Consider the following 21,269-nt stretch of genomic DNA (forward strand, 5'->3'; position numbering starts at 1 on the left):
GACTCAGATACCCCAGAGAATCTGCACACCCCAGACGAAGTAAGCGAACATCGCAACGCCGCATACTGCCTGGAAAAGGAAACGTACTGCGGTCGCGGACTTGCCCAGCGCCATTGGCGTCAGGTAGTCGGTCGCGATGGTCCACATGCCGACCCAGGCGTGAGCGCCAAGGGCAACGAGGGCCAGCAGACTGAAGATACGCATCCCGTTGTGAGCGAACAGGCCGTGCCACTGGTCGTAGCCAATGCCCGGATTCACTGCAAGGTATCCGATCAGAAAGATGAAATAAGCCGCGAGAACAACCGCAGACACACGTTGCGCCATCCAGTCATAGAGGCCCGAACGCGAAAGGTTCGTAACGCTGGTTACCATATCCAAACTCCTGCCAGAACGATCAGCACCACGGAAACCGCGATGATAATTTTCGAGCCCAGGCGGCCGCCTTCCAGCGTCTCACCGATGCCCATATCCATGATCAAGTGGCGCACACCGGCTACCAGGTGATACAGCAGAGCGGACAGGAGGCCCCATGCTACGAACTTGGCCAGCGGGCTGGTCAAGCATGCCTTCACGTCGGCAAAACCTTCCTCGGAACCCAGAGACTTGCCCAATGCATAAAGCATGAAGCCGATACCCAGGAAGAGGATGATGCCGGAAACACGGTGAAGAAACGACGTAACGCCGGTGATGGGGAGTTTGATGGTCCTTAGGTCTAGGTTTACAGGTCGTTGGCTTTTCACGGCTTTTTTTTCACACTGAAGAGCCCCTAACAATCAGGGCAAAGTTGTTGGGGAGTGCACTGGTCAGGTAACCACCACCCAGGGATGCGACCCCCAATAAAGCAGGCCCAAAAGCCCTTGGCGGTCGGTGGCCGAGTATAGACAGTTAGGCTACTAATGACAACGCAATCACCTACCCCAAATAGCTGATTGCACAAGTCGTATAAAAGGCGTAAATGGCAGTCAATTTCGAGGAAAAAGTGCGCTTAAAGCCTTCTGGAGCAAGACTTTAGGCAAATTGACATTCGAATTTATCTCACTATAGTGGTGCGGGCCCTGCGTGGGGGGTCTGTCTGATGGTTCAAGCATAAATAGGAGGCCACATGGCTGACAAAAAAGCGCAGTTGATCATCGAGGGCGCAGCCCCCGTCGAGCTGCCCATTTTAACCGGCACCGTTGGTCCCGATGTAATCGATGTTCGGGGCCTGACGGCCACGGGCCGCTTCACTTTCGACCCGGGTTTCATGTCGACCGCCTCGTGCGAATCGAAGATCACCTATATCGACGGCGACAACGGCATTCTGTTGCACCGCGGCTACCCGATCGAACAGCTGGCTGAAAAGTCGGACTACCTGGAAACCTGCTACCTGCTGCTCAACGGCGAATTGCCGACTGCAGAACAGAAGGCCCAGTTCGTCAGCACCGTGAAAAACCACACCATGGTTCACGAGCAGCTGAAAACCTTCTTCAACGGCTTCCGTCGCGACGCCCACCCGATGGCCGTCATGTGCGGCGTAGTCGGCGCCCTCTCGGCCTTCTACCACGACTCCCTGGACATCAATAACCCGCAGCATCGCGAAATCTCCGCGATCCGTCTGGTTGCCAAGATGCCAACCCTGGCAGCGATGGTTTACAAGTACTCCATGGGCCAACCCATGATGTACCCGCGCAACGACCTGACGTACGCGGAAAACTTCCTGCACATGATGTTCAACACCCCGTGCGAGATCAAACCGATCAGCCCGGTACTTGCCAAGGCCATGGACCGGATCTTCATCCTCCACGCCGACCACGAGCAGAACGCATCGACCTCCACCGTGCGCCTGGCAGGATCTTCGGGTGCCAACCCGTTCGCCTGTATCGCCGCCGGCATCGCCGCACTGTGGGGCCCTGCCCACGGCGGTGCGAACGAAGCCGTTCTGACCATGCTTGACGAGATTGGCGATGTGTCCAACATCGACAAGTTCATCGCCAAGGCCAAGGACAAGAACGACCCGTTCAAGCTGATGGGCTTCGGTCACCGCGTTTACAAGAACCGCGATCCTCGCGCGACGGTCATGAAGCAGACCTGCGACGAAGTACTGAAGGAGCTGGGTATCAACAACGATCCGCAACTCGAACTGGCCATGCGCCTGGAAGAGATCGCGCTGACCGACCCGTACTTCATCGAACGCTCGCTGTACCCGAACGTCGACTTCTACTCGGGGATCATCCTCAAGGCGATCGGCATTCCAACCAGCATGTTCACCGTGATCTTCGCCCTGGCACGTACTGTCGGCTGGATTTCGCACTGGAAAGAAATGCTCTCCAGCCCGTACAAGATTGGCCGTCCGCGCCAGTTGTACACTGGCTACGAGTCGCGTGACATCACCAAGCTGGAAGACCGCAAATAAGGCTTGTCTTGCGATAATGTCTTGAAGTTGTATCGGGAACGGCCTCTTATATAGAGGCCGTTTTTGTTTGTCTGGTCGCAGCGGCCTGGGGGCCGACTGGGTTTTGGGGTTTTGGGTGTATATCCGTTGCTTCGGGTGTTGCTGATTACGGTTCCGCCCTTACGGCGGGTCACTTTTTCCAAACGCCGAAAAAGTAACCAAAAAGGCTTCCCCCCGGCGTACGGCACTTCGCTGAGGCTCAGTGTTCCCTCGCTACGGTGTCCATCAGGGGGCATCGCCTACGGTTTGCTTCGCTGCACCTCCTCTCGATGTATGCGGCTTCGCCGCATGGCGCTGCGCGCCTTCCCCCTGATGGACACCTTCGCTCGGCCTGCCGAAGGGGCAAAAAATCAAAAGCCAAGTCAAGATCAAAAGCCAGAGCCAGAGCCAGAGCCAGATCAAAAGATCACAGCCTTCGGCAGTTCCTACAGGGGATTGGGTGTATTCAGTTAAAAATTTGGTCGGCTGTCAGGCCGCCATCGCTGGCAAGCCAGCTCCCACAAAAGTCACAGCAGACCGCACCCGCTTTTCACCACTCAACACGATGAGCGTTAGCTCGAGTACCGCTCTTGATCTGAGGGCCCGTCGGCAGGCTGAGTGGAGGGATTTATCCGGGGGTGGGAGCGCAGCGACCGTTTGGCGCAGCCAAACACAGCGAGAGGAGGTGCAGCGAAGCAAACCGTAGGCGCTGCCCCCCCGGATGAATCCCGCAGCGAAGGAACCCGAGCCCAAGCGAGGGCCGAACGTCAGGGTAAAGCCTTTTTGGTTACTTTTGAGGCGTTTGTCAAAAGTGACCCGCCGTAAGGGCGGAACCCTAAGCCGCCGTTACCGCAGCAACGGATATGTACTCATAACCACCAACCACGAAGGCCCAAGTCCGATAACCGCCCACAAAAAATGCCCCGATCTCTCAACCAGGGCATTCCACTCAAACCATGTGACCAGATCTTAGTGCGAAACCGCCCCACTCGCCCCCAATCCCGTCTGCGAACGCACAAACTGCGGGAAGAACAGCGCCCGCTCGTTCTCGGCCGCCGCCGACTTGTCGGTGATCGAGAAGAACCAGATACCGATGAACGCAATGATCATCGAAAACAACGCCGGGTACTCGTAAGGGAAGATCGCCTTCTCGTGATGCAGAATCTGCACCCAGATGGTCGGGCCGAGGATCATCAGACCCACCGCACTCACCAGCCCCAACCAGCCACCGACCATCGCGCCGCGGGTCGTCAGCTTCTTCCAGTACATCGAAAGCAACAGCACCGGGAAGTTGCAGCTCGCCGCAATCGAGAACGCCAGGCCGACCATGAACGCGATGTTCTGGCTTTCGAACAGGATGCCCAGACCAATCGCCAGCACACCCAGGGCGATGGTGGTGATCTTCGACACGCGAATCTCATCCTTGTCGTTGGCCTTGCCCTTCTTGATCACACTGGCATACAGGTCGTGAGACACCGCCGAAGCACCGGCCAGGGTCAGACCGGCCACCACCGCCAGAATGGTCGCGAACGCCACCGCCGAGATGAAGCCGAGGAAAATACTGCCACCCACTGCGTCAGCCAGGTGCACCGCCGCCATGTTGTTGCCGCCGAGCAGAGCGCCCGCTGCATCTTTGAAGGCCGGATTGGTGCTGACCAGCAGGATGGCGCCGAAGCCGATGATGAAGGTCAGGATGTAGAAGTAGCCAATGAAGCCGGTGGCATACAGCACGCTCTTGCGCGCTTCTTTCGCGTCACTCACGGTGAAGAAGCGCATCAGGATGTGTGGCAGGCCAGCAGTACCGAACATCAGTGCCAGGCCCAGGGAGAACGCCGAAATCGGGTCTTTCACCAGACCGCCCGGGCTCATGATCGCCTCACCTTTGGGGTGAACCTTGATCGCCTCGGAGAACAGCATGTTGAAGTCGAAGTTGACGTGCTTCATCACCATCAGCGCCATGAACGAAGCACCGGACAGCAACAACACCGCCTTGATGATCTGCACCCAGGTGGTCGCCAGCATGCCACCGAACAGCACGTAGAGGCACATCAGGATACCGACCAGAATCACCGCCACGTAGTAGTCGAGGCCGAACAGCAGCTGGATCAGCTTGCCGGCACCGACCATTTGCGCGATCAGGTAGAACGCCACCACCACCAGCGAACCGCAGGCAGACAGCGTGCGGATCTGGGTTTGCCCGAGGCGGTAGGACGCCACGTCGGCAAAGGTGTATTTACCCAGGTTACGCAGACGCTCGGCGATCAGGAACAGAATGATCGGCCAGCCCACCAGGAAGCCGATCGAGTAGATCAGGCCATCGTAACCAGAGGTGAACACCAGCGCGGAAATCCCCAGGAAGGACGCCGCCGACATGTAGTCGCCGGCAATCGCCAGACCATTCTGAAAGCCGGTGATCTTGCCGCCCGCAGCGTAGTAGTCGGCAGCCGACTTGTTGCGCTTGGACGCCCAGTAGGTGATGCACAGGGTCGCACCGACGAACACCACGAACATGGCGATCGCGGAAACGTTGAGCGGTTGTTTGTGGACTTCGCCGGTCAAGGCGTCAGCAGCCCAGACAGCCGGAGCGAATGCTGCGATGCTCAAAAGAGCCAGTAGACGCCGGATCATTGCTGAGCCTCCTTGAGAATCGCATTGTTCAGGTCGTCAAACTCGCCATTGGCGCGTCGCACGTAGATACCGGTCAGGACGAAGGCCGAGACAATCAGCCCGACACCGATCGGAATGCCCCAGGTAATCGAAGACCCGGGGCTGAGTTTCGCGCCGAGCACTTGCGGCCCGTAAGCAATCAACAGGATGAATCCGGAATACAGCCCGAGCATGATCGCCGAGAGTATCCAGGCGAATTTTTCTCTTTTTCTCACCAGCTCCTTGAAGCGCGGGCTGTTTTGAATCGAGAGGTAAATGCTGTCGTTCATTGTTTTTATCCTCGCAGCACAGATTATTGTTGGAACGTATCCACTGTATGCGGCTGCGGAACGGCTTCCAGACGACCTTAGTATTAGAACGACATGACGTTTTCGCCAATTTTCGGACGCTAATTAGCCGAAAGAATTGGAAAGCGGCTTTGAAACAGCCGTAAACCCTGCAAGACGGGACTTGTCGCTGGAAATAAATGTGGGAGCGAGCTTGCTCGCGAAGGCGTCGTATCAGTCAACATTTCTGTCAACTGTTACACCGCTTTCGCGAGCAAGCTCGCTCCCACAGGGGTCAGGCGTTGTTGGTACTTTTATTTGGTCCAGTCAGCCACGCGGTCCGGGTGCTTGGCGACCCAATCCTTGGCCGCCGCGTCAGGCTTGGCGCCATCCTGGATGGCCAGCATGACTTCGCCGATCTCGTCTTTCGACGCCCACTGGAAGTTTTTCAGGAACTTGGCCACTTCCGGTGCCTTGGTAGCCAATTCTTTGCTACCGATGCTGTTTACGGTTTCAGCCGCGCCATACACGCCTTTCGGATCGTCGAGGAAGCGCAGTTTCCACTTGGCGAACATCCAGTGCGGCACCCAACCGGTGACGGCAATCGATTCGTTCTTCTTCTCGGCACGGGTCAGCTCGGCAATCATGCCGGCGCCGGAACTGGCCTTGAGGGTGTATTTGTCCAGACCGTAATCCTTGATCGCCTGATCGGTCTTGAGCATCACGCCCGAGCCGGCATCGATGCCGACGATGCGGTTCTTGAAGCTGTCATCGGTCTTGAGGTCTTCGATCGATTTCGCCTTGACGTACTCCGGCACGATCAGGCCGATTTTCGCATCCTTGAAGTTCGGGCCGTAATCGACGACCAGATCCTTGTTCTTCGCCCAGTATTCGCCATGGGTCACCGGCAACCAGGCCGAGAGCATCGCATCGAGTTTGCCGGTGGCCACGCCCTGCCACATGATCCCGGTGGCGACGGCTTGCAGCTTCACGTCATAGCCGAGTTTCTGCTTGATCACCTCGGCCGCCACGTGGGTGGTCGCGACGCTGTCGGACCAGCCGTCAACGTAACCGATGTTCAGGGTCTGTTTTTCAGCGCTGGCGAATGTGGAACTCATCGCAAGCACCAGAGCGGCACCTGCGCCTAAAAGTCGTCGCATCTTCATCGTTTACTTCCCCGAAATGCTGCGCCCGACGGATGCCGGGCATCGTCAACGTATTGTTATGGTGCACAGCGCCCCCATCACGCCTGACCGTAAACTCGTCCGAACATCAGTCGTCTTTTCTATAAGGGTACTGACGCTTTCGATCATCGGCCTGACGCCAAACGCGACCTGCTCTGTCAGCGACCTCAATACACCGAGAAACGACATCAGAAGGCCATTAATCACCTCTGATTAATTGGCGCCAGACAATCCGCCCGAACTTTGCATGTGCAAATCATGCAGGCCACCAACCCGCGGATAAATGCAGGTAACATGCGTCGCTTTGCAGCCACTCGGCCTGACCATGTCCGCGACCTCCCGCTTCCCGCTTGTTCCTTATCTCTTTGCCTGCCTGCTCGGCCTGCTGGCCCTCGGTGGCTTCTGGTACGGCCTCGGCAAACCGGTGATCCTGCCGGATGCCGCGACCCCGACGCACAAATTGCAATGCGCCTCCTACACGCCGTTCGACAAGGATCAGTCGCCGTTCGACGTGCCGTTCAAACTGCGTCCGGAACGCATGGACGCCGACCTCGCCCTGCTGGCGACGCGTTTCGAATGCATCCGCACCTACTCGATGACCGGCCTCGAAGCCCTGCCGGACCTGGCGCGCAAGCACGGTTTGAAGCTGATGATCGGCGCCTGGGTCAACAGCAACCCGGTGGACACCGCAAAAGAAGTCGACCTGCTGATTGCTTCGGCCAACGCCAACCCGGATGTGGTCAGCGCAGTCATCGTCGGCAACGAAGCCTTGCTGCGCAAGGAAGTCACCGGCGCGCAACTGGCGAAGCTGATCAACAAGGTCAAAAGCCAGGTCAAGCAACCGGTCACCTATGCCGATGTCTGGGAATTCTGGCTCAAGCACCCGGAAGTCGCGCCGGCGGTGGACTTCCTGACCATTCACTTGCTGCCGTACTGGGAAGACGATCCGTCGAACATCGACGTCGCCCTGCAACATGTGGCGGATGTACGTCAGGTGTTCGGCAACAAATTCGCGCCCAAAGACGTGATGATCGGCGAGACCGGCTGGCCCAGCGAAGGTCGCCAGCGCGAAACCGCCCTGCCGAGCCGGGTCAACGAGGCCAAGTTCATTCGTGGTTTTGTCGCGATGGCCGAGAAGGAAGGCTGGCATTACAACTTGATCGAAGCGTTCGACCAGCCATGGAAGCGTGGCAGCGAAGGTGCAGTCGGCGGTTACTGGGGCCTGTTCGATGCCGATCGCCAGGACAAGGGCGTGCTCGCCGGGCCGGTGAGCAATGTGCCGTACTGGAAAGCATGGCTGGGCGTCGGCGGACTGATTTTACTCGGCACCCTGCTGCTCGGCGGCCGAGTGCGCACCACCCGATCGGCATTGATCCTGCCGCTGCTCGGTGCGCTGGCCGCTTGTTCGATCGGCGCCTGGGGCGATCTGGCGCGAGTGACCACGCGGTTTGCCAGCGAATGGCTGTGGGTCGGCTTGCTGACCGTATTGAATCTGTTGGTGCTGGCACATGCCGCGCTGAGCCTGAGCGCCCGCCAGGGTTGGCGTGAACGCGCGTTCAGTCTGCTGGAACGCCGCGCCGGATGGCTGGTTGCCGTGGCCGGTTTTGCGGCAGCGGTGATGATGCTGGAGATGGTTTTTGACGCACGCTATCGCAGCTTTGCCAGCATGGCGTTCATTCTGCCGGCGCTGGTGTATGTGTGCCGCCCGGTCAGCGTGCCGCGCCGGGAAATCGCCCTGCTGACCTTTATCATCGGCGCCGGCATTGCGCCGCAGCTGTATGAAGAAGGCTTGTTGAATCAGCAGGCGTGGGGCTGGGCGCTGGTCAGCGGGTTGATGGTCGCTGCGTTGTGGCGCTGTCTGCGGGTTCGCGGTCGCTGATTAGACAGCAAGATCAAAAGATCGCAGCCTTCGGCAGCTCCTACAGGGTTCACTGCCCCTTGCAGGAGCTGCCGAAGGCTGCGATCTTTTTCTGTCAGGCGCTGCGGGATGCCCGGACCAGCCGCAATCCGGCAATCACCACCGCAAACACCGCCAGCGTCGTGTTGTACAACGCCAGCGCCGGCAACCCGAACACCAGCGCCAGCACCGCCAGCCACCACCCTGCCCGCCCCGGCAGCACAAAACCCAGCAGCGCTGCACCCAGCGCGGTCCAGCCCAACACCTTGAAGTGAATCATCAGTCCCAGGTTCGAGCGCACCGCGCATTCCCAGCGGCTCGCCTCATCGACGCAGATGCCGACCCACTGCCCATCCTCCATGAAGCCATAACGCGCGCCATAACTGGCGGCCAGCCACAGCGGCAACAGCACGAGCAATAGAATCACGGGCAAGCGGCGGGACATGAATCTCTCCAATCAACGAAATCGGCGGCCAGCTTAATCTGCCCGCACGCATTGGCAAGCACTAACAACTGTTAACTGGTCATCCGCGCCTTGCAGAGTGTATCGTCCAGCTACTATTACTCCGAATTCTGCCTGTTTGGTGCCGAGGCATGGCACTTTGGCGCAAGCCCGGTGGTCATAGCCTGCGAACTTCATTCGGCACCTTCCTTTAAGGGATCCAGTCATGCTCCGTTCCTTGCGCTTCGCCGCGCTGTTCAGCGGCCTTATTCTGAGTGCGTCCGCACTGGCGGTGGATATCGATGCCGCCAGTTATGGCTATCCCCTGACCAACCCGTTCGAGGCGACCATCGCCACGACGCCGCCGGACCTGCGTCCGGAATTGCCGTCGAACGACGAGATCAATCAGTCCGACCACAGCATCACCCTGCGCCCGGAACGGGCCTTCATCCTCCCGGACAACTTCTGGCCGGTGAAAAAACTCACCTACCGTATCGCCGAGCAGGACAAACCGGCGCCGCTGATCTTCCTGATCGCCGGCACCGGTGCGCGTTATGACAGTTCGCTCAATGAGTACCTGAAGAAGCTTTATTACAAGGCCGGCTACAACGTCGTGCAGTTGTCGTCGCCAACCAGCTTCGACTTCATCAGCGCCGCTTCACGCTTCGCCACCCCGGGCATCACCAAGGAAGACGCCGAAGACATGTACCGGGTGATGCAGGCCGTGCGCGCGCAACATCCGAAACTGCCGGTCACCGAGTACTACCTCAGCGGCTACAGCCTTGGCGCGCTGGATGCCGCGTTCGTCGCGCACCTGGACGAGACCCGACGCAGTTTCAACTTCAAGAAAGTCTTGCTGCTCAACCCGCCGGTCAACCTCTACACGTCCATCAGCAACCTCGACAAGCTGGTACAGACCGAGGTGAAGGGCATCAACAACAGCACCACTTTCTATGAACTGGTGCTGAACAAGCTGACCCGCTACTTCCAGCAGAAAGGCTACATCGACCTCAACGACGCCCTGCTCTACGACTTCCAGCAGTCCAAACAGCACCTGACCAACGAGCAGATGGCGATGCTGATCGGCACCTCGTTCCGCTTCTCGGCCGCCGACATTGCCTTCACCTCCGACCTGATCAACCGTCGGGGCCTGATCACTCCGCCGAAATTCCCGATCACCGAGGGCACCAGCCTCACGCCGTTTCTCAAGCGTGCGCTGCAATGCGACTTCGACTGCTACCTGACCGAACAGGTGATCCCGATGTGGCGCGCCCGTACCGACGGCGGCAGCCTGCTGCAACTGATCGACCAGGTCAGCCTGTACGCACTCAAGGATTACCTGCATGACAGCCCGAAAATCGCCGTCATGCACAACGCTGACGACGTGATCCTCGGCCCTGGCGACCTGGGTTTCCTGCGCAAGACCTTCGGCGATCGCCTGACTGTTTACCCACTGGGCGGCCATTGCGGCAACCTTAACTACCGCGTCAACAGCGACGCCATGCTGGAGTTCTTCCGTGGCTAAATATCTCCTGCTGATTGCAGCGCTCCTCAGTGCAGGCGTGGCCCAGGCCGACAACAGCAAAGCCAACGCGCCAGTGGTGGTCGACAGCGACGGCTTCAAGGAGCCGCTTTCCAAGCTCAAGTTCAACCCGGGGCTGGACCAACGCGAGTTCGAACGTTCGACACTCAACGCGCTCAACGTCTATGACCCGCTGGAGTCGTGGAACCGCCGCGTCTACCACTTCAATTACCGCTTCGACCAATGGGTGTTCCTGCCGGTGGTCGACGGTTATCGCTACGTGACGCCGGGCTTCCTGCGCACCGGGGTGAGCAACTTCTTCAACAACCTCGGCGATGTGCCAAACCTGGTCAACAGCCTGCTGCAGTTCAAGGGCAAGCGTTCGATGGAAACCACCGCGCGCCTTTTGCTCAACACCACCATCGGCATTGCCGGCCTGTGGGACCCGGCGACCGCCATGGGCCTGCCGCGCCAGAGCGAAGACTTCGGTCAGACCTTGGGTTTCTACGGCGTACCGGGCGGCGCCTACTTCGTCTTGCCGATTCTCGGCCCGTCGAACATCCGCGACACCGCCGGCCTGGCCGTGGACTACACCGCCGAATCGGCGATCAACTACCTGAACGTTTCTGAAGTCAGCTCCAACCACCCGGAAATCTGGGCCTTGCGCGCCGTCGACAAGCGCTACCAGACCAACTTCCGCTACGGCCAGATGAACTCGCCGTTCGAGTACGAGAAAGTGCGCTACGTCTACACCGAGTCGCGCAAGCTGCAGATTGCCGAATAACTTCAGCGGCAACAAAAAAGGGCCATTCGATGCGAGTCGAATGGCCCTTTTTCATGGATCACTGAAATCCAGTGTGGGAGCGAGCCTGCTCGCGAATGCGGTGCATCAGACCCGAAAGGGGTGACTGACTCGACGCCTTCGCGAGCAGGGGTGATGGGTTTATCCCTTGATCGCACGCCAGATTTTGCCCACGACCGACACCACCGCCAGCACTGCCGCGCCCGCGATAATCCCCGCTACGCCATTGAGCAACACAGGCACGGCAAACCCGGCACTGCCAGCCGCTGCGCCGACACTTTCAATCCAGTGATGAACCACCGGGATGCCGTGGGTCAGGATGCCGCCACCGACGAGGAACATCGCCGCTGTACCGATCACCGACAGGCCTTTCATCATGTAAGGCGCGGCGCGCAGGATCGCGTTGCCAATGCTTTTTGCTGCTGCACCCGATTTCCGGGTCAGCCACAGGCCCAGGTCGTCGAGTTTGACGATGCCGGCCACCAGACCATAAACGCCCACGGTCATGACGATGGCGATGCCCGACATCACGATCACTTGCTGGGTCAGCGAAGCGTCGGCCACGGTGCCGAGGGTAATGGCGATGATTTCCGCGGAGAGGATAAAGTCGGTGCGGATTGCGCCTTTGATCTTGTCCTTCTCGTAGGCCACCAGATCGGTGCTCGGCTCGGCCACCGCCGCGCTCAGTTGCGCGTGGTCGGCATCATCTTCGGCCTTGCTGTGCAGGAACTTGTGCGCGAGTTTCTCGAAGCCTTCGAAACACAGGTACGCGCCGCCGACCATCAGCAGCGGCGTCACCAGCCACGGGACAAATGCGCTGATCGCCAGCGCCGACGGCACCAGAATCAGTTTGTTGACGAACGAGCCCTTGGCCACCGCCCAGACCACGGGAATTTCCCGCTCGGCGCGAACCCCGGAGACTTGCTGGGCATTGAGCGCCAGATCATCGCCGAGTACCCCGGCGGTCTTCTTCGCGGCCATTTTGCTCATCAACGCCACGTCATCCAGAACGGTGGCAATATCGTCGATCAGCACCAGCAAACTGCTTCCTGCCATGAATCGTGTTTCCTTATGTGAATAATGCCGCGCAGCATACCGCGACTGCGGGCCACACGGGGCATTCTTGAGCCATGCGCGAGGCCGGTGCTACCATGCGCAACCGCCAGAACAGGCAAGGAACCACCGGGTTTATGAGCACAATCCGCGAGCGCAACAAAGAACTGATCCTGCGTGCCGCCAGTGAGGAATTCGCCGACAAGGGCTTCGCTGCGACCAAAACCAGCGACATCGCCGCCAAGGCAGGATTGCCCAAGCCCAACGTCTACTACTACTTCAAGTCCAAGGAAAACCTCTACCGCGAGGTGCTGGAAAGCATCATCGTGCCGATCCTGCAGGCCTCGACCCCGTTCAACCCGGACGGCGTGCCGAGCGAAGTGCTCAGCGGCTACATCCGCTCGAAGATCCGCATCTCCCGCGACCTGCCCTTCGCCTCAAAAGTGTTTGCCAGCGAAATCATGCACGGCGCCCCGCACCTGAGCGCCGACCTGGTCGAGCAGCTCAACAGCCAGGCCAAGCACAACATCGACTGCATCCAGAGCTGGATCGACCGCGGCCAGATCGCCCCGCTCGACCCCAACCACCTGATGTTCAGCATCTGGGCCGCGACCCAGACCTACGCCGACTTCGACTGGCAGATTTCTGCAGTTACCGGCAAGGACAAGCTGGACGAGGCGGATTACGAGGCGGCGGCGCAGACGATTATCCGGTTGGTGCTCAAGGGCTGCGAGCCGGATAAGTAAGACCGCGGTGCCCTTATCGCTGGCAAGCCAGCTCCCACAGGTGTTTGTGTTGAACACAATTTTTGCGAACGACGCAAATCCCTGTGGGAGCTGGCTTGCCAGCGATAAGGGCAACTCGATTCAGAAGTGCTAAAGCCAAACGGCATCCCACAGCGGATAGTCGCCAAGCTTATGCACCAGTCCAGCCCGTAACGGGTTGGCCACCACATACCGGGCCATTTTTACCAAATCATCTTCCATTCGAAGCGCCCGGTCGTGATAGCCCTGTTGCCATAGCGGGCCGCTCCTGCCGGTGCAATGGTTCACCTCTCGAGTAGCCAGGGACTTGGTCTCGCGCATCAGTCTGCGCAAAGAACAGCTTTCCAGCTCAATCAACCAGTGAAAATGATCCGGCATCACCACCCACGCCAGTGAATTCGCCAATCCAAGCTCTTGTGCCCGTCGAAATTGACGAACAACCAATCTGCCCAAAGCGAAGTCGGCAAAGATCGGCTCGCGATCAAGTGTGTTGGTTGTCAGTAGATAAATTCGATTGGGCTCGGCATAACGGCCGGTTCGCAGACGATGTGAAGCGGGAAGATCAGGCAATCCATTGCCCCTTCATGATGAGTTCATCAGAAGGCTAGACCTCAATGATCTGTTTGATTGGTTTGGTCTTTTTTCTTGATGTGTCAGACAGAGCGCCATCGCTGGCAAGCCAGCTCCCACAGAGCTTTGTGTCGTTCACAAATCGTTGCCCAATGCAAAACCTTGTGGGAGCTGGCTTGCCAGCGATGACTTTCGATCAGCCGCTAAAGATCAAGCCGCCACCCCCGCATCCGCCCGCAAGTCCAGCGCCTCCACCGCTTTGATCGCGACCTGCTCATCAATATCCGACAGATCACCGCTGATCCCGATCGCGCCCAGCACATTTCCCGCCTGATCACGAATCAACACTCCGCCCGGCGCAGGCACGACGCTGCCCTGGCCCATGCTGTTGAGTGCGGCGATGAACGCCGGGCGTTGTTGCGCATCCAGTGCCAGCAGGCGTGAGCCCTTGCCCAGGGCGATGGCGCCCCAGGCTTTGCCGATGGCGATGTTCGGGCGCAGCAGGCTGGCACCGTCTTCGCGTTGCAGGGTGATCAGGTGGCCGCCGGTGTCGAGTACCGCGATGGTCAGCGGCGCGGCGTTGATCCCGCGCCCGGTAGTGATGGCCTGTTCGACCAGGTTGACTGCGACTTTCAAGGTTAAAGCGCTCATGGTGCCGTCCTCATTTTGTTATTGGGAAAGTCGTGGAACTGCGCGTTTGTGCCGCAGCCCGATGCCACAAATAGAACACAATGAATTATTTTTTTGTATACAATAATTCTCGAAAAGCGCCACATGCGACGAAAAGCCACAGTAAAAATGGCTTCCGACGAATGAAACAGACGCTTGAGAAAATGGATTGACCTGCGCCGTCCGCCGTGAATACACTCTGCGCAAAGCCACTTGTATACAATTACAAAACGTAAAGAGGCACAAAACCATGAGCAAAATGAGAGCAATCGAAGCCGCCGTTCTGGTGATGCGCCGTGAAGGGGTTGATACCGCTTTTGGCATTCCGGGTGCAGCGATCAACCCGCTGTACTCCGCACTGAAAAAAGTCGGTGGCATCGATCACGTCCTCGCTCGCCACGTCGAAGGCGCGTCGCACATGGCCGAGGGGTACACCCGCACCAAGGCCGGCAACATCGGCGTGTGCATCGGTACATCCGGCCCGGCCGGTACCGACATGGTCACCGGGCTCTACAGCGCCTCGGCCGACTCGATTCCGATCCTCTGCATTACCGGCCAGGCACCCCGCGCCCGTATGCACAAGGAAGACTTCCAGGCGGTCGACATCACCAGCATCGTCAAGCCCGTCACCAAGTGGGCGACCACCGTTCTGGAGCCAGGCCAGGTGCCTTACGCGTTCCAGAAAGCCTTCTACGAAATGCGCTCCGGCCGTCCAGGCCCGGTGCTGATCGACCTGCCGTTCGACGTGCAGATGGCTGAAATCGAATTCGACATTGACGCTTACCAGCCGCTGCCGCTGGCCAAACCGACCGCGAGCCGCGTTCAGGTCGAAAAGGCGCTGGCGCTGCTGGATCAGGCCGAGCGTCCATTGCTGGTAGCCGGTGGCGGCATCATCAACGCCGATGCCAGCGATTTGCTGGTGGAGTTCGCCGAGCTGACCGGTATTCCGGTGATCCCGACCCTGATGGGCTGGGGCACCATTCCTGACGATCACCCGCTGATGGTCGGCATGGTCGGTCTGCAGACGTCGCACCGTTACGGCAATGCGACGATGCTCAAATCCGATGTGGTGCTGGGCATCGGTAACCGTTGGGCCAACCGTCACACCGGTTCGGTCGACGTCTACACCGAAGGTCGCAAGTTCATTCACGTCGACATCGAAGGCACGCAGATCGGCCGTGTGTTCACCCCGGACCTGGGTATCGTCTCCGACGCTGCTGCCGCGCTGACCGTGTTCATCGAAGTCGCCCGCGAATGGCAAGCCGCCGGCAAGCTGAAAAACCGCAGTGCCTGGCTGCAGGATTGCCAGCAGCGCAAGGCCAGCCTGCAGCGCAAGACCCACTTCGACAACGTGCCGGTCAAGCCGCAACGCGTTTACGAAGAAATGAACCAGGTGTTCGGCAAAGACACCTGCTACGTCAGCACCATTGGTCTGTCGCAGATTGCCGGCGCGCAGTTCCTGCACGTCTACAAGCCGCGTCACTGGATCAACTGCGGTCAGGCCGGCCCCTTGGGCTGGACCATTCCGGCAGCGCTGGGCGTGGTCAAGGCCGATCCGAACCGTAAAGTCGTGGCCCTGTCGGGGGACTATGACTTCCAGTTCATGATCGAGGAGCTGGCGGTCGGCGCTCAGTTCAAACTGCCTTACATCCACGTCGTGGTGAACAACTCGTACCTGGGTCTGATCCGTCAGGCGCAGCGCGGGTTCGAAATGGACTACTGCGTGCAGCTGTCCTTCGATAACCTGAACGCGCCGGAACTCAACGGTTACGGTGTCGACCACGTCGCCGTCGCCGAAGGCCTGGGCTGTAAAGCGCTGCGTGTGTTCGAACCGGCGGACATCGCCCCTGCCCTGCGCAAGGCCGAAGAGCTGATCGAAGAGTTCAAGGTGCCGGTGATCGTCGAAATCATCCTGGAGCGTGTGACCAACATCTCCATGGGGACCGAGATCAACGCCGTCAACGAATTCGAAGACCTGGCGCTGGTCGGCAACGACGCGCCAACGGCGATTTCGCTGCTCGACTGATCTGCCGGGATTTGATGGCCGCGGTTACTCCCCTGTAGGAGCTGCCGCAGGCTGCGATCTTTTGATCTTGTTTTTCAGGATCAAGATCAAAAGATCGCAGCCTGCGGCAGCTCCTACACAAAGCCATCATCATTAATTCGCAACAGGAGACCACCATGCCGCGTTTCGCAGCCAACCTGTCCATGCTGTTCACCGAACAGGATTTCCTTGCCCGTTTCGACGCCGCCGCCAAGGCCGGTTTCAGTGGTGTGGAATACCTGTTCCCGTACGACTTCAGCTCTGCCGAAATCAAGGCAAAGCTCGATGCCAACGGGCTGACCCAAGTGCTGTTCAATCTGCCGGCCGGTGACTGGGCCAAGGGTGAGCGCGGTATCGCCTGCCTGCCGGATCGCGTTGAAGAGTTCCGCGCCGGGGTCGATCTGGCGATTGCCTACGCGCAGGTGCTGGGCAACACCCAGGTCAACTGCCTGGCCGGTATCCGCCCGCAAGGCGTCGACGATGCCACCGTGGAAAAGACCTTCGTCGCCAACCTCAAGTACGCGGCCGACAAGCTGCAGGCGGCGGGCATCAAACTGGTGATGGAAGCGATCAACACCCGCGACATCCCGGGTTTCTACCTGAACAACACGGCGCAAGCCCTGTCGATTCGCGAGCAAGTCGGCAGCGCCAACCTGTTCCTGCAATACGACATCTACCACATGCAAATCATGGAAGGCGATCTGGCCCGCACCCTGCAATCGCACCTGGCCGAGATCAACCATGTGCAGCTCGCGGACAACCCGGGACGCAACGAGCCGGGCACTGGCGAGATCAACTATCGCTTCCTGTTCGAACACCTGGATCGGATTGGTTATCAGGGTTGGGTCGGCTGTGAATACAAGCCGCTGACTACCACAGAGGCCGGTCTGGGCTGGCTCAAAACGCATAACGCAATCTGATCGAACACGGTCATTCCTGTAGGAGCTGCCGAAGGCTGCGATCTTTTGACTTTGCTTTTCAAGATCAAGATCAAAAGATCGCAGGCTTCGCCAGCTCCTACAGAGAGCCACACAAAAACAAGAGGATTTTCTCATGGCTAAAATCGGATTTATCGGCACCGGCATCATGGGCCACCCAATGGCTTCGAACCTGCAGAAAGCCGGTCACAGCCTGTTCCTGTCGGCGCACCACGACGCCGCTCCGGCCGACCTGGTAGCTGCTGGCGCCGTCGCCCTGGCCAACCCGCGCGAAGTGGCGCAGGAAGCTGAATTCATCATCGTCATGGTCCCGGACACCCCGCAGGTCGATGACGTGCTGTTCCGCGCCGATGGCGTCGCGGCTGGCATCGGCAAAGGCAAAGTGGTGATCGACATGAGCTCGATCTCGCCGACCGCCACCAAGGCTTTCGCCAAGAAGATCAACGAAAAAGGCGCGCAGTACCTCGACGCCCCGGTATCCGGCGGTGAAGTCGGCGCCAAGGCCGCGACTCTGAGCATCATGGTCGGTGGCGACGCCGATGCCTTCGAACGCGCCCTGCCGCTGTTTCAGGCCATGGGCAAGAACATCACCCTGGTCGGTGGCAATGGCGACGGTCAGACCGCCAAGGTGGCGAACCAGATCATCGTCGCGCTGAACATTCAGGCCGTGGCCGAAGCCCTGCTGTTCGCTTCGAAAAACGGTGCCGATCCAGCCAAGGTGCGTGAAGCGCTGATGGGCGGTTTCGCTTCGTCGAAGATACTCGAAGTGCACGGCGAGCGCATGATCAAAGGCACCTTCGACCCGGGCTTCCGCATCAGCCTGCACCAGAAGGACCTGAACCTGGCCCTGCAAGGCGCCAAGGAACTGAACATCAACCTGCCGAACACCGCCAACGCCCAGCAAGTGTTCAGCACCTGCGCGGCGATCGGTGGCAGCAACTGGGACCACTCGGCGCTGATCAAGGGCCTGGAACAAATGGCCAACTTCTCGATTCGCGACAAGAAGTAATCTGCGCTTCTGGCTCGCTCCCTGTGGGAGCGGGCTTGCCCGCGATGGCATCGACTCGGTCCGCCTGAATGACCGCGGCGCCTGAATCGCTGGCAAGCCAGCTCCCACAAGGATCGCGTCGCTGCACCGTTGTCGTTCCATCCCAATAACAAGAATTCCGGGAGCCCGCCATGTCGGTCGATCCGCAACAACTGCTGCGTGAGCTGTTTGCCACAGCCATCGACGCGGCCCATCCGAACCAGGTCCTCGAAGCCCATCTGCCTGCCGATCGCACGGGTCGGGTGATCGTCATCGGCGCCGGCAAAGCCGCCGCTGCCATGGCACAAGTGGTCGAGCGCAGCTGGCAGGGCGAAGTCTCGGGCCTGGTAGTGACCCGTTACGGTCACGGCGCCCCGTGCGAAAAAATCGAAGTGGTCGAAGCCGCGCACCCGGTACCGGACGCTGCCGGCCTGGCCGTGGCCAAACGCGTGCTGGAACTGGTCAGCAATCTGACTGAAGACGACCGCGTGATCTTCCTGCTGTCCGGTGGCGGCTCTGCCCTGCTCGCCCTGCCGGCCGAAGGCATCACCCTGGCGGACAAGCAGTCGATCAACAAAGCCCTGCTCAAATCCGGCGCGACCATCGGCGAAATGAACTGCGTACGCAAGCACCTCTCGGCGATCAAGGGCGGGCGCCTCGGCAAGGCTTGCTGGCCTGCCACCGTCTACACCTACGCAATTTCCGATGTGCCGGGCGACCTCGCCACGGTCATCGCCTCCGGTCCGACCGTGGCCGACCCGAGCACTTCCGCCGAAGCGCTGGCGATCCTTAAGCGCTACGGCATCGAAGTCCCGGCGTCCGTGCGTACTTGGCTGCAAAGCCCGGAATCGGAAACCGTCAAACCCGGCGACCCGAGCCTGGCCCGCAGTCACTTCCAGTTGATCGCCCGCCCGCAGCAATCGTTGGATGCCGCGGCGGTGAAATGCCGCCAGGCCGGTTTCAGTACGCTGATCCTTGGCGACCTGGAAGGCGAATCCCGCGAGGTGGCGAAGGTCCACGCCGGCATCGCCCGGCAGATCATCAATCACGGGCAGCCACTGGCAGCGCCGTGCGTGATTCTCTCCGGCGGCGAAACCACGGTCACCGTGCGCGGCAATGGCCGTGGCGGGCGCAACGCCGAATTCCTCTTGAGCCTCACCGACAGCCTCAAGGGCCAGCCCGGCGTCTACGCGCTGGCCGGTGACACCGACGGCATCGACGGTTCGGAAGACAACGCCGGCGCGATCATGACCCCGGACAGCTACGCCCGCGCCGCCGCCCTCGGTTTGAGCGCCAGCGACGAGCTGGATAACAACAACGGTTACGGCTACTTCGAGGCGCTCGACGCGCTGATCGTCACCGAACCGACCCGCACCAACGTCAACGACTTCCGCGCCATCCTGATCCTTGAGAATTGCAAATCATGACGCCTGATAAAAAGGTCAAAATCCTCGCCACCCTCGGGCCTGCCGTCGACGGCATCGAAGACATCCGTGAACTGGTCGAGGCCGGGGTCAACATCTTCCGCCTGAACTTCAGCCACGGCGATCACGCCGACCACGCCAAGCGCTATCAGTGGATCCGCGAAGTCGAGCGCCAGCTCAACTATCCGCTGGGCATTCTGATGGATTTGCAGGGGCCGAAACTGCGCGTCGGCAAGTTCGCCGACGGCAAGGTGCAGCTGCATCGCGGTCAGGCGTTCCGCCTCGATCTGGACCCGACCCCGGGCGATGAACGCCGGGTGAACCTGCCGCACCCGGAGATCATCGCCGCGCTCGAAGCCGGCATGGATCTGCTGCTGGATGACGGCAAACTGCGCCTGCGCGTGGTCAGCAAATACTCCGACGCGATCGACACCACCGTGCTCGCCGGCGGCGAACTGTCGGACCGCAAAGGCGTGAACGTGCCGCAAGCGGTGCTCGACCTCAGCCCACTGACCGCCAAGGATCGCCGCGACCTGAGTTTCGGTCTGGAACTGGGGGTGGACTGGGTGGCGCTGTCGTTCGTGCAACGCCCGCAGGACATTCTCGAAGCCCGCGAGCTGATCGGCGACAAGGCCTTCCTGATGGCGAAAATCGAGAAGCCGTCGGCGGTTGAGCAATTGCGCGAAATCGCCCAACTGAGCGACGCGATCATGGTCGCTCGCGGCGACCTCGGCGTGGAAGTGCCGGCGGAAAGCGTGCCGCAAATCCAGAAGAACATCATCAGCACCTGCCGCGAACTGGGCAAACCGGTGGTGGTGGCGACGCAGATGCTCGAATCGATGCGTTTCTCCCCGGCCCCGACCCGCGCGGAAGTCACCGACGTGGCCAACGCCGTGGCTGAAGGCGCAGATGCGGTGATGCTGTCGGCCGAAACCGCCTCCGGTGAATACCCACTGGAAGCGGTGCAGATGATGAGCAAGATCATTCGCCAAGTGGAAAACGGTCCGGACTATCAGACTCAACTCGACGTCAGCCGACCGAAAGCCGAGGCAACGGTGTCCGATGCGATCAGTTGCGCGATCCGCCGCATCAGCAACGTGCTGCCGGTGGCGGTGCTGGTCAACTACAGCGAATCGGGCGCTTCGACGTTGCGCGCTGCTCGGGAACGACCGAAAGCGCCGATCCTCAACCTGACGCCGAACCTGCAGACCGCGCGGCGCTTGAGCGTGGCGTGGGGTATTCATTCGGTGGTCAACGATCGCCTGCGTCAGGTCGATGAAGTGTGTTCGACCGCGCTGGAAATCGCCCAGGCGCAAGGCATGGCCGAGCGTGGCGATACCTTGCTGATCACCGCCGGCGTGCCGTTCGGGCAGCCGGGATCGACCAACTCACTGCGGATCGAAACGCTGATCTGACCCATATTTTGATGTGAATACAAAACCTGTGGTGAGGGGATTCATCCCCGATTGACTGCGCAGCAGTCACCGCTTCAAGAGAGTGACGGTTTTCACAGAAAAACCGCATTCACCGATTTGGGGCTGCTTCGCAGCCATCGGGGATAAATCCCTTCACCACAGGTAAGCAAGACCT

The 21,269-nt window shown here is 59.8% G+C and carries 19 protein-coding genes; 10 read left to right on the forward strand and 9 right to left on the reverse strand.

Annotated elements, in window-relative coordinates:
- Positions 1–3 precede the first annotated feature (3 nt).
- Entirely contained in the window at positions 4–372 is a 369-nt protein-coding gene (gene sdhD, locus L6D63_RS19300) for a succinate dehydrogenase, hydrophobic membrane anchor protein (RefSeq protein WP_047292833.1), read from the reverse strand.
- Positions 366–740 (reverse strand): succinate dehydrogenase, cytochrome b556 subunit, encoded by a 375-nt coding sequence (sdhC, locus tag L6D63_RS19305; protein WP_047292829.1) that lies wholly within the window; start codon positions 738–740, stop codon positions 366–368. Before sdhC ends, sdhD begins: the two co-directional genes overlap by 7 nt.
- Positions 741–1,102: 362 nt before the next feature.
- Here sdhC and gltA point away from each other — a divergent pair, with 362 nt between their 5' ends.
- Positions 1,103–2,392: a citrate synthase gene (gene gltA, locus L6D63_RS19310; RefSeq protein ID WP_003222994.1), complete on the forward strand. Its 1,290-nt coding sequence runs from the start codon at positions 1,103–1,105 to the stop codon at positions 2,390–2,392.
- A gap of 987 nt (positions 2,393–3,379) precedes the next feature.
- Here the strand turns inward: gltA and L6D63_RS19315 are convergent.
- From L6D63_RS19315 to L6D63_RS19325, 3 genes are all read right to left on the reverse strand, one after another.
- On the reverse strand, positions 3,380–5,038 hold the full coding sequence (locus tag L6D63_RS19315) for a cation acetate symporter (RefSeq protein ID WP_041072885.1): 1,659 nt from the start codon (positions 5,036–5,038) through the stop codon (positions 3,380–3,382).
- Positions 5,035–5,346, reverse strand: coding sequence for a DUF485 domain-containing protein (locus L6D63_RS19320; RefSeq protein ID WP_041072887.1), 312 nt, complete (start codon positions 5,344–5,346; stop codon positions 5,035–5,037). Before L6D63_RS19320 ends, L6D63_RS19315 begins: the two co-directional genes overlap by 4 nt.
- A 311-nt stretch (positions 5,347–5,657) precedes the next feature.
- Complete coding sequence (locus L6D63_RS19325; protein ID WP_047292628.1) at positions 5,658–6,509, reverse strand: glycine betaine ABC transporter substrate-binding protein; 852 nt, start codon at positions 6,507–6,509, stop codon at positions 5,658–5,660.
- A 301-nt stretch (positions 6,510–6,810) separates the two neighbouring features.
- Here L6D63_RS19325 and L6D63_RS19330 point away from each other — a divergent pair, with 301 nt between their 5' ends.
- On the forward strand, positions 6,811–8,406 hold the full coding sequence (locus L6D63_RS19330; RefSeq protein ID WP_131670008.1) for a glycoside hydrolase family 17 protein: 1,596 nt from the start codon (positions 6,811–6,813) through the stop codon (positions 8,404–8,406).
- A 94-nt stretch (positions 8,407–8,500) separates the two neighbouring features.
- On the opposite strand, the gene L6D63_RS19335 is transcribed toward L6D63_RS19330, so the two are convergent.
- Complete coding sequence (locus L6D63_RS19335) at positions 8,501–8,869, reverse strand: hypothetical protein (protein ID WP_047292624.1); 369 nt, start codon at positions 8,867–8,869, stop codon at positions 8,501–8,503.
- Positions 8,870–9,092: 223 nt separating this feature from the next.
- Here L6D63_RS19335 and L6D63_RS19340 point away from each other — a divergent pair, with 223 nt between their 5' ends.
- Both L6D63_RS19340 and L6D63_RS19345 read left to right on the forward strand, forming a co-directional pair.
- On the forward strand, positions 9,093–10,391 hold the full coding sequence (locus L6D63_RS19340; protein WP_041072894.1) for a serine/threonine protein kinase: 1,299 nt from the start codon (positions 9,093–9,095) through the stop codon (positions 10,389–10,391).
- Entirely contained in the window at positions 10,384–11,172 is a 789-nt protein-coding gene (locus tag L6D63_RS19345) for an MlaA family lipoprotein (RefSeq protein WP_131670007.1), read from the forward strand. The genes L6D63_RS19340 and L6D63_RS19345 overlap by 8 nt, the downstream gene beginning before the upstream one ends.
- Before the next feature lie 159 nt (positions 11,173–11,331).
- On the opposite strand, the gene L6D63_RS19350 is transcribed toward L6D63_RS19345, so the two are convergent.
- Entirely contained in the window at positions 11,332–12,246 is a 915-nt protein-coding gene (locus L6D63_RS19350) for a DUF808 domain-containing protein (RefSeq protein ID WP_131670006.1), read from the reverse strand.
- Positions 12,247–12,380: 134 nt separating this feature from the next.
- On the opposite strand from L6D63_RS19350, the gene L6D63_RS19355 reads away from it, so the two are divergent.
- Positions 12,381–12,989 (forward strand): TetR/AcrR family transcriptional regulator, encoded by a 609-nt coding sequence (locus tag L6D63_RS19355; RefSeq protein ID WP_095667155.1) that lies wholly within the window; start codon positions 12,381–12,383, stop codon positions 12,987–12,989.
- A gap of 129 nt (positions 12,990–13,118) precedes the next feature.
- Here the strand turns inward: L6D63_RS19355 and L6D63_RS19360 are convergent, their stop codons facing one another.
- Both L6D63_RS19360 and L6D63_RS19365 read right to left on the reverse strand, forming a co-directional pair.
- Positions 13,119–13,577, reverse strand: a complete 459-nt coding sequence (locus L6D63_RS19360; protein WP_131670005.1) for an REP-associated tyrosine transposase — start codon at positions 13,575–13,577, stop codon at positions 13,119–13,121.
- Between the two features lie 210 nt (positions 13,578–13,787).
- Positions 13,788–14,228, reverse strand: a complete 441-nt coding sequence (locus L6D63_RS19365; RefSeq protein ID WP_095667156.1) for a GlcG/HbpS family heme-binding protein — start codon at positions 14,226–14,228, stop codon at positions 13,788–13,790.
- A gap of 268 nt (positions 14,229–14,496) precedes the next feature.
- On the opposite strand from L6D63_RS19365, the gene gcl reads away from it, so the two are divergent.
- The 5 genes from gcl (at position 14,497) to pyk (ending at position 21,094) form a co-directional block, all read left to right on the forward strand.
- Entirely contained in the window at positions 14,497–16,272 is a 1,776-nt protein-coding gene (gcl, locus tag L6D63_RS19370; RefSeq protein ID WP_041072901.1) for a glyoxylate carboligase, read from the forward strand.
- Positions 16,273–16,427: 155 nt separating this feature from the next.
- A complete protein-coding gene (gene hyi / locus L6D63_RS19375; protein ID WP_007961652.1) occupies positions 16,428–17,210 on the forward strand; it encodes a hydroxypyruvate isomerase in 783 nt (260 codons plus the stop codon).
- Between the two features lie 133 nt (positions 17,211–17,343).
- Positions 17,344–18,237 (forward strand): 2-hydroxy-3-oxopropionate reductase, encoded by an 894-nt coding sequence (locus tag L6D63_RS19380; protein ID WP_131670004.1) that lies wholly within the window; start codon positions 17,344–17,346, stop codon positions 18,235–18,237.
- Positions 18,238–18,407: 170 nt separating this feature from the next.
- Positions 18,408–19,682 (forward strand): glycerate kinase type-2 family protein, encoded by a 1,275-nt coding sequence (locus L6D63_RS19385; protein WP_131670003.1) that lies wholly within the window; start codon positions 18,408–18,410, stop codon positions 19,680–19,682.
- Positions 19,679–21,094, forward strand: coding sequence for a pyruvate kinase (gene pyk, locus L6D63_RS19390; protein ID WP_131670002.1), 1,416 nt, complete (start codon positions 19,679–19,681; stop codon positions 21,092–21,094). The genes L6D63_RS19385 and pyk overlap by 4 nt, the downstream gene beginning before the upstream one ends.
- Positions 21,095–21,269: the final 175 nt, after the last annotated feature.

It is taken from the genome of Pseudomonas parakoreensis (assembly GCF_021602155.1).
GTDB classification, from domain to species: domain Bacteria; phylum Pseudomonadota; class Gammaproteobacteria; order Pseudomonadales; family Pseudomonadaceae; genus Aquipseudomonas; species Aquipseudomonas parakoreensis.

Bases quoted from the DNA above. Each gene is read 5' to 3' on its own strand.
- sdhD (WP_047292833.1), bottom strand. From the start codon at position 372: ATGGTAACCAGCGTTACGAACCTTTCGCGTTCGGGCCTCTATGACTGG.
- gltA (WP_003222994.1), top strand. From the start codon at position 1,103: ATGGCTGACAAAAAAGCGCAGTTGATCATCGAGGGCGCAGCCCCCGTC.
- L6D63_RS19315 (WP_041072885.1), bottom strand. From the start codon at position 5,038: ATGATCCGGCGTCTACTGGCTCTTTTGAGCATCGCAGCATTCGCTCCG.
- L6D63_RS19320 (WP_041072887.1), bottom strand. From the start codon at position 5,346: ATGAACGACAGCATTTACCTCTCGATTCAAAACAGCCCGCGCTTCAAG.
- L6D63_RS19325 (WP_047292628.1), bottom strand. From the start codon at position 6,509: ATGAAGATGCGACGACTTTTAGGCGCAGGTGCCGCTCTGGTGCTTGCG.
- L6D63_RS19330 (WP_131670008.1), top strand. From the start codon at position 6,811: ATGCAGGTAACATGCGTCGCTTTGCAGCCACTCGGCCTGACCATGTCC.
- L6D63_RS19335 (WP_047292624.1), bottom strand. From the start codon at position 8,869: ATGTCCCGCCGCTTGCCCGTGATTCTATTGCTCGTGCTGTTGCCGCTG.
- L6D63_RS19340 (WP_041072894.1), top strand. From the start codon at position 9,093: ATGCTCCGTTCCTTGCGCTTCGCCGCGCTGTTCAGCGGCCTTATTCTG.
- L6D63_RS19350 (WP_131670006.1), bottom strand. From the start codon at position 12,246: ATGGCAGGAAGCAGTTTGCTGGTGCTGATCGACGATATTGCCACCGTT.
- L6D63_RS19355 (WP_095667155.1), top strand. From the start codon at position 12,381: ATGAGCACAATCCGCGAGCGCAACAAAGAACTGATCCTGCGTGCCGCC.
- L6D63_RS19365 (WP_095667156.1), bottom strand. From the start codon at position 14,228: ATGAGCGCTTTAACCTTGAAAGTCGCAGTCAACCTGGTCGAACAGGCC.
- gcl (WP_041072901.1), top strand. From the start codon at position 14,497: ATGAGCAAAATGAGAGCAATCGAAGCCGCCGTTCTGGTGATGCGCCGT.
- hyi (WP_007961652.1), top strand. From the start codon at position 16,428: ATGCCGCGTTTCGCAGCCAACCTGTCCATGCTGTTCACCGAACAGGAT.
- L6D63_RS19380 (WP_131670004.1), top strand. From the start codon at position 17,344: ATGGCTAAAATCGGATTTATCGGCACCGGCATCATGGGCCACCCAATG.
- L6D63_RS19385 (WP_131670003.1), top strand. From the start codon at position 18,408: ATGTCGGTCGATCCGCAACAACTGCTGCGTGAGCTGTTTGCCACAGCC.
- pyk (WP_131670002.1), top strand. From the start codon at position 19,679: ATGACGCCTGATAAAAAGGTCAAAATCCTCGCCACCCTCGGGCCTGCC.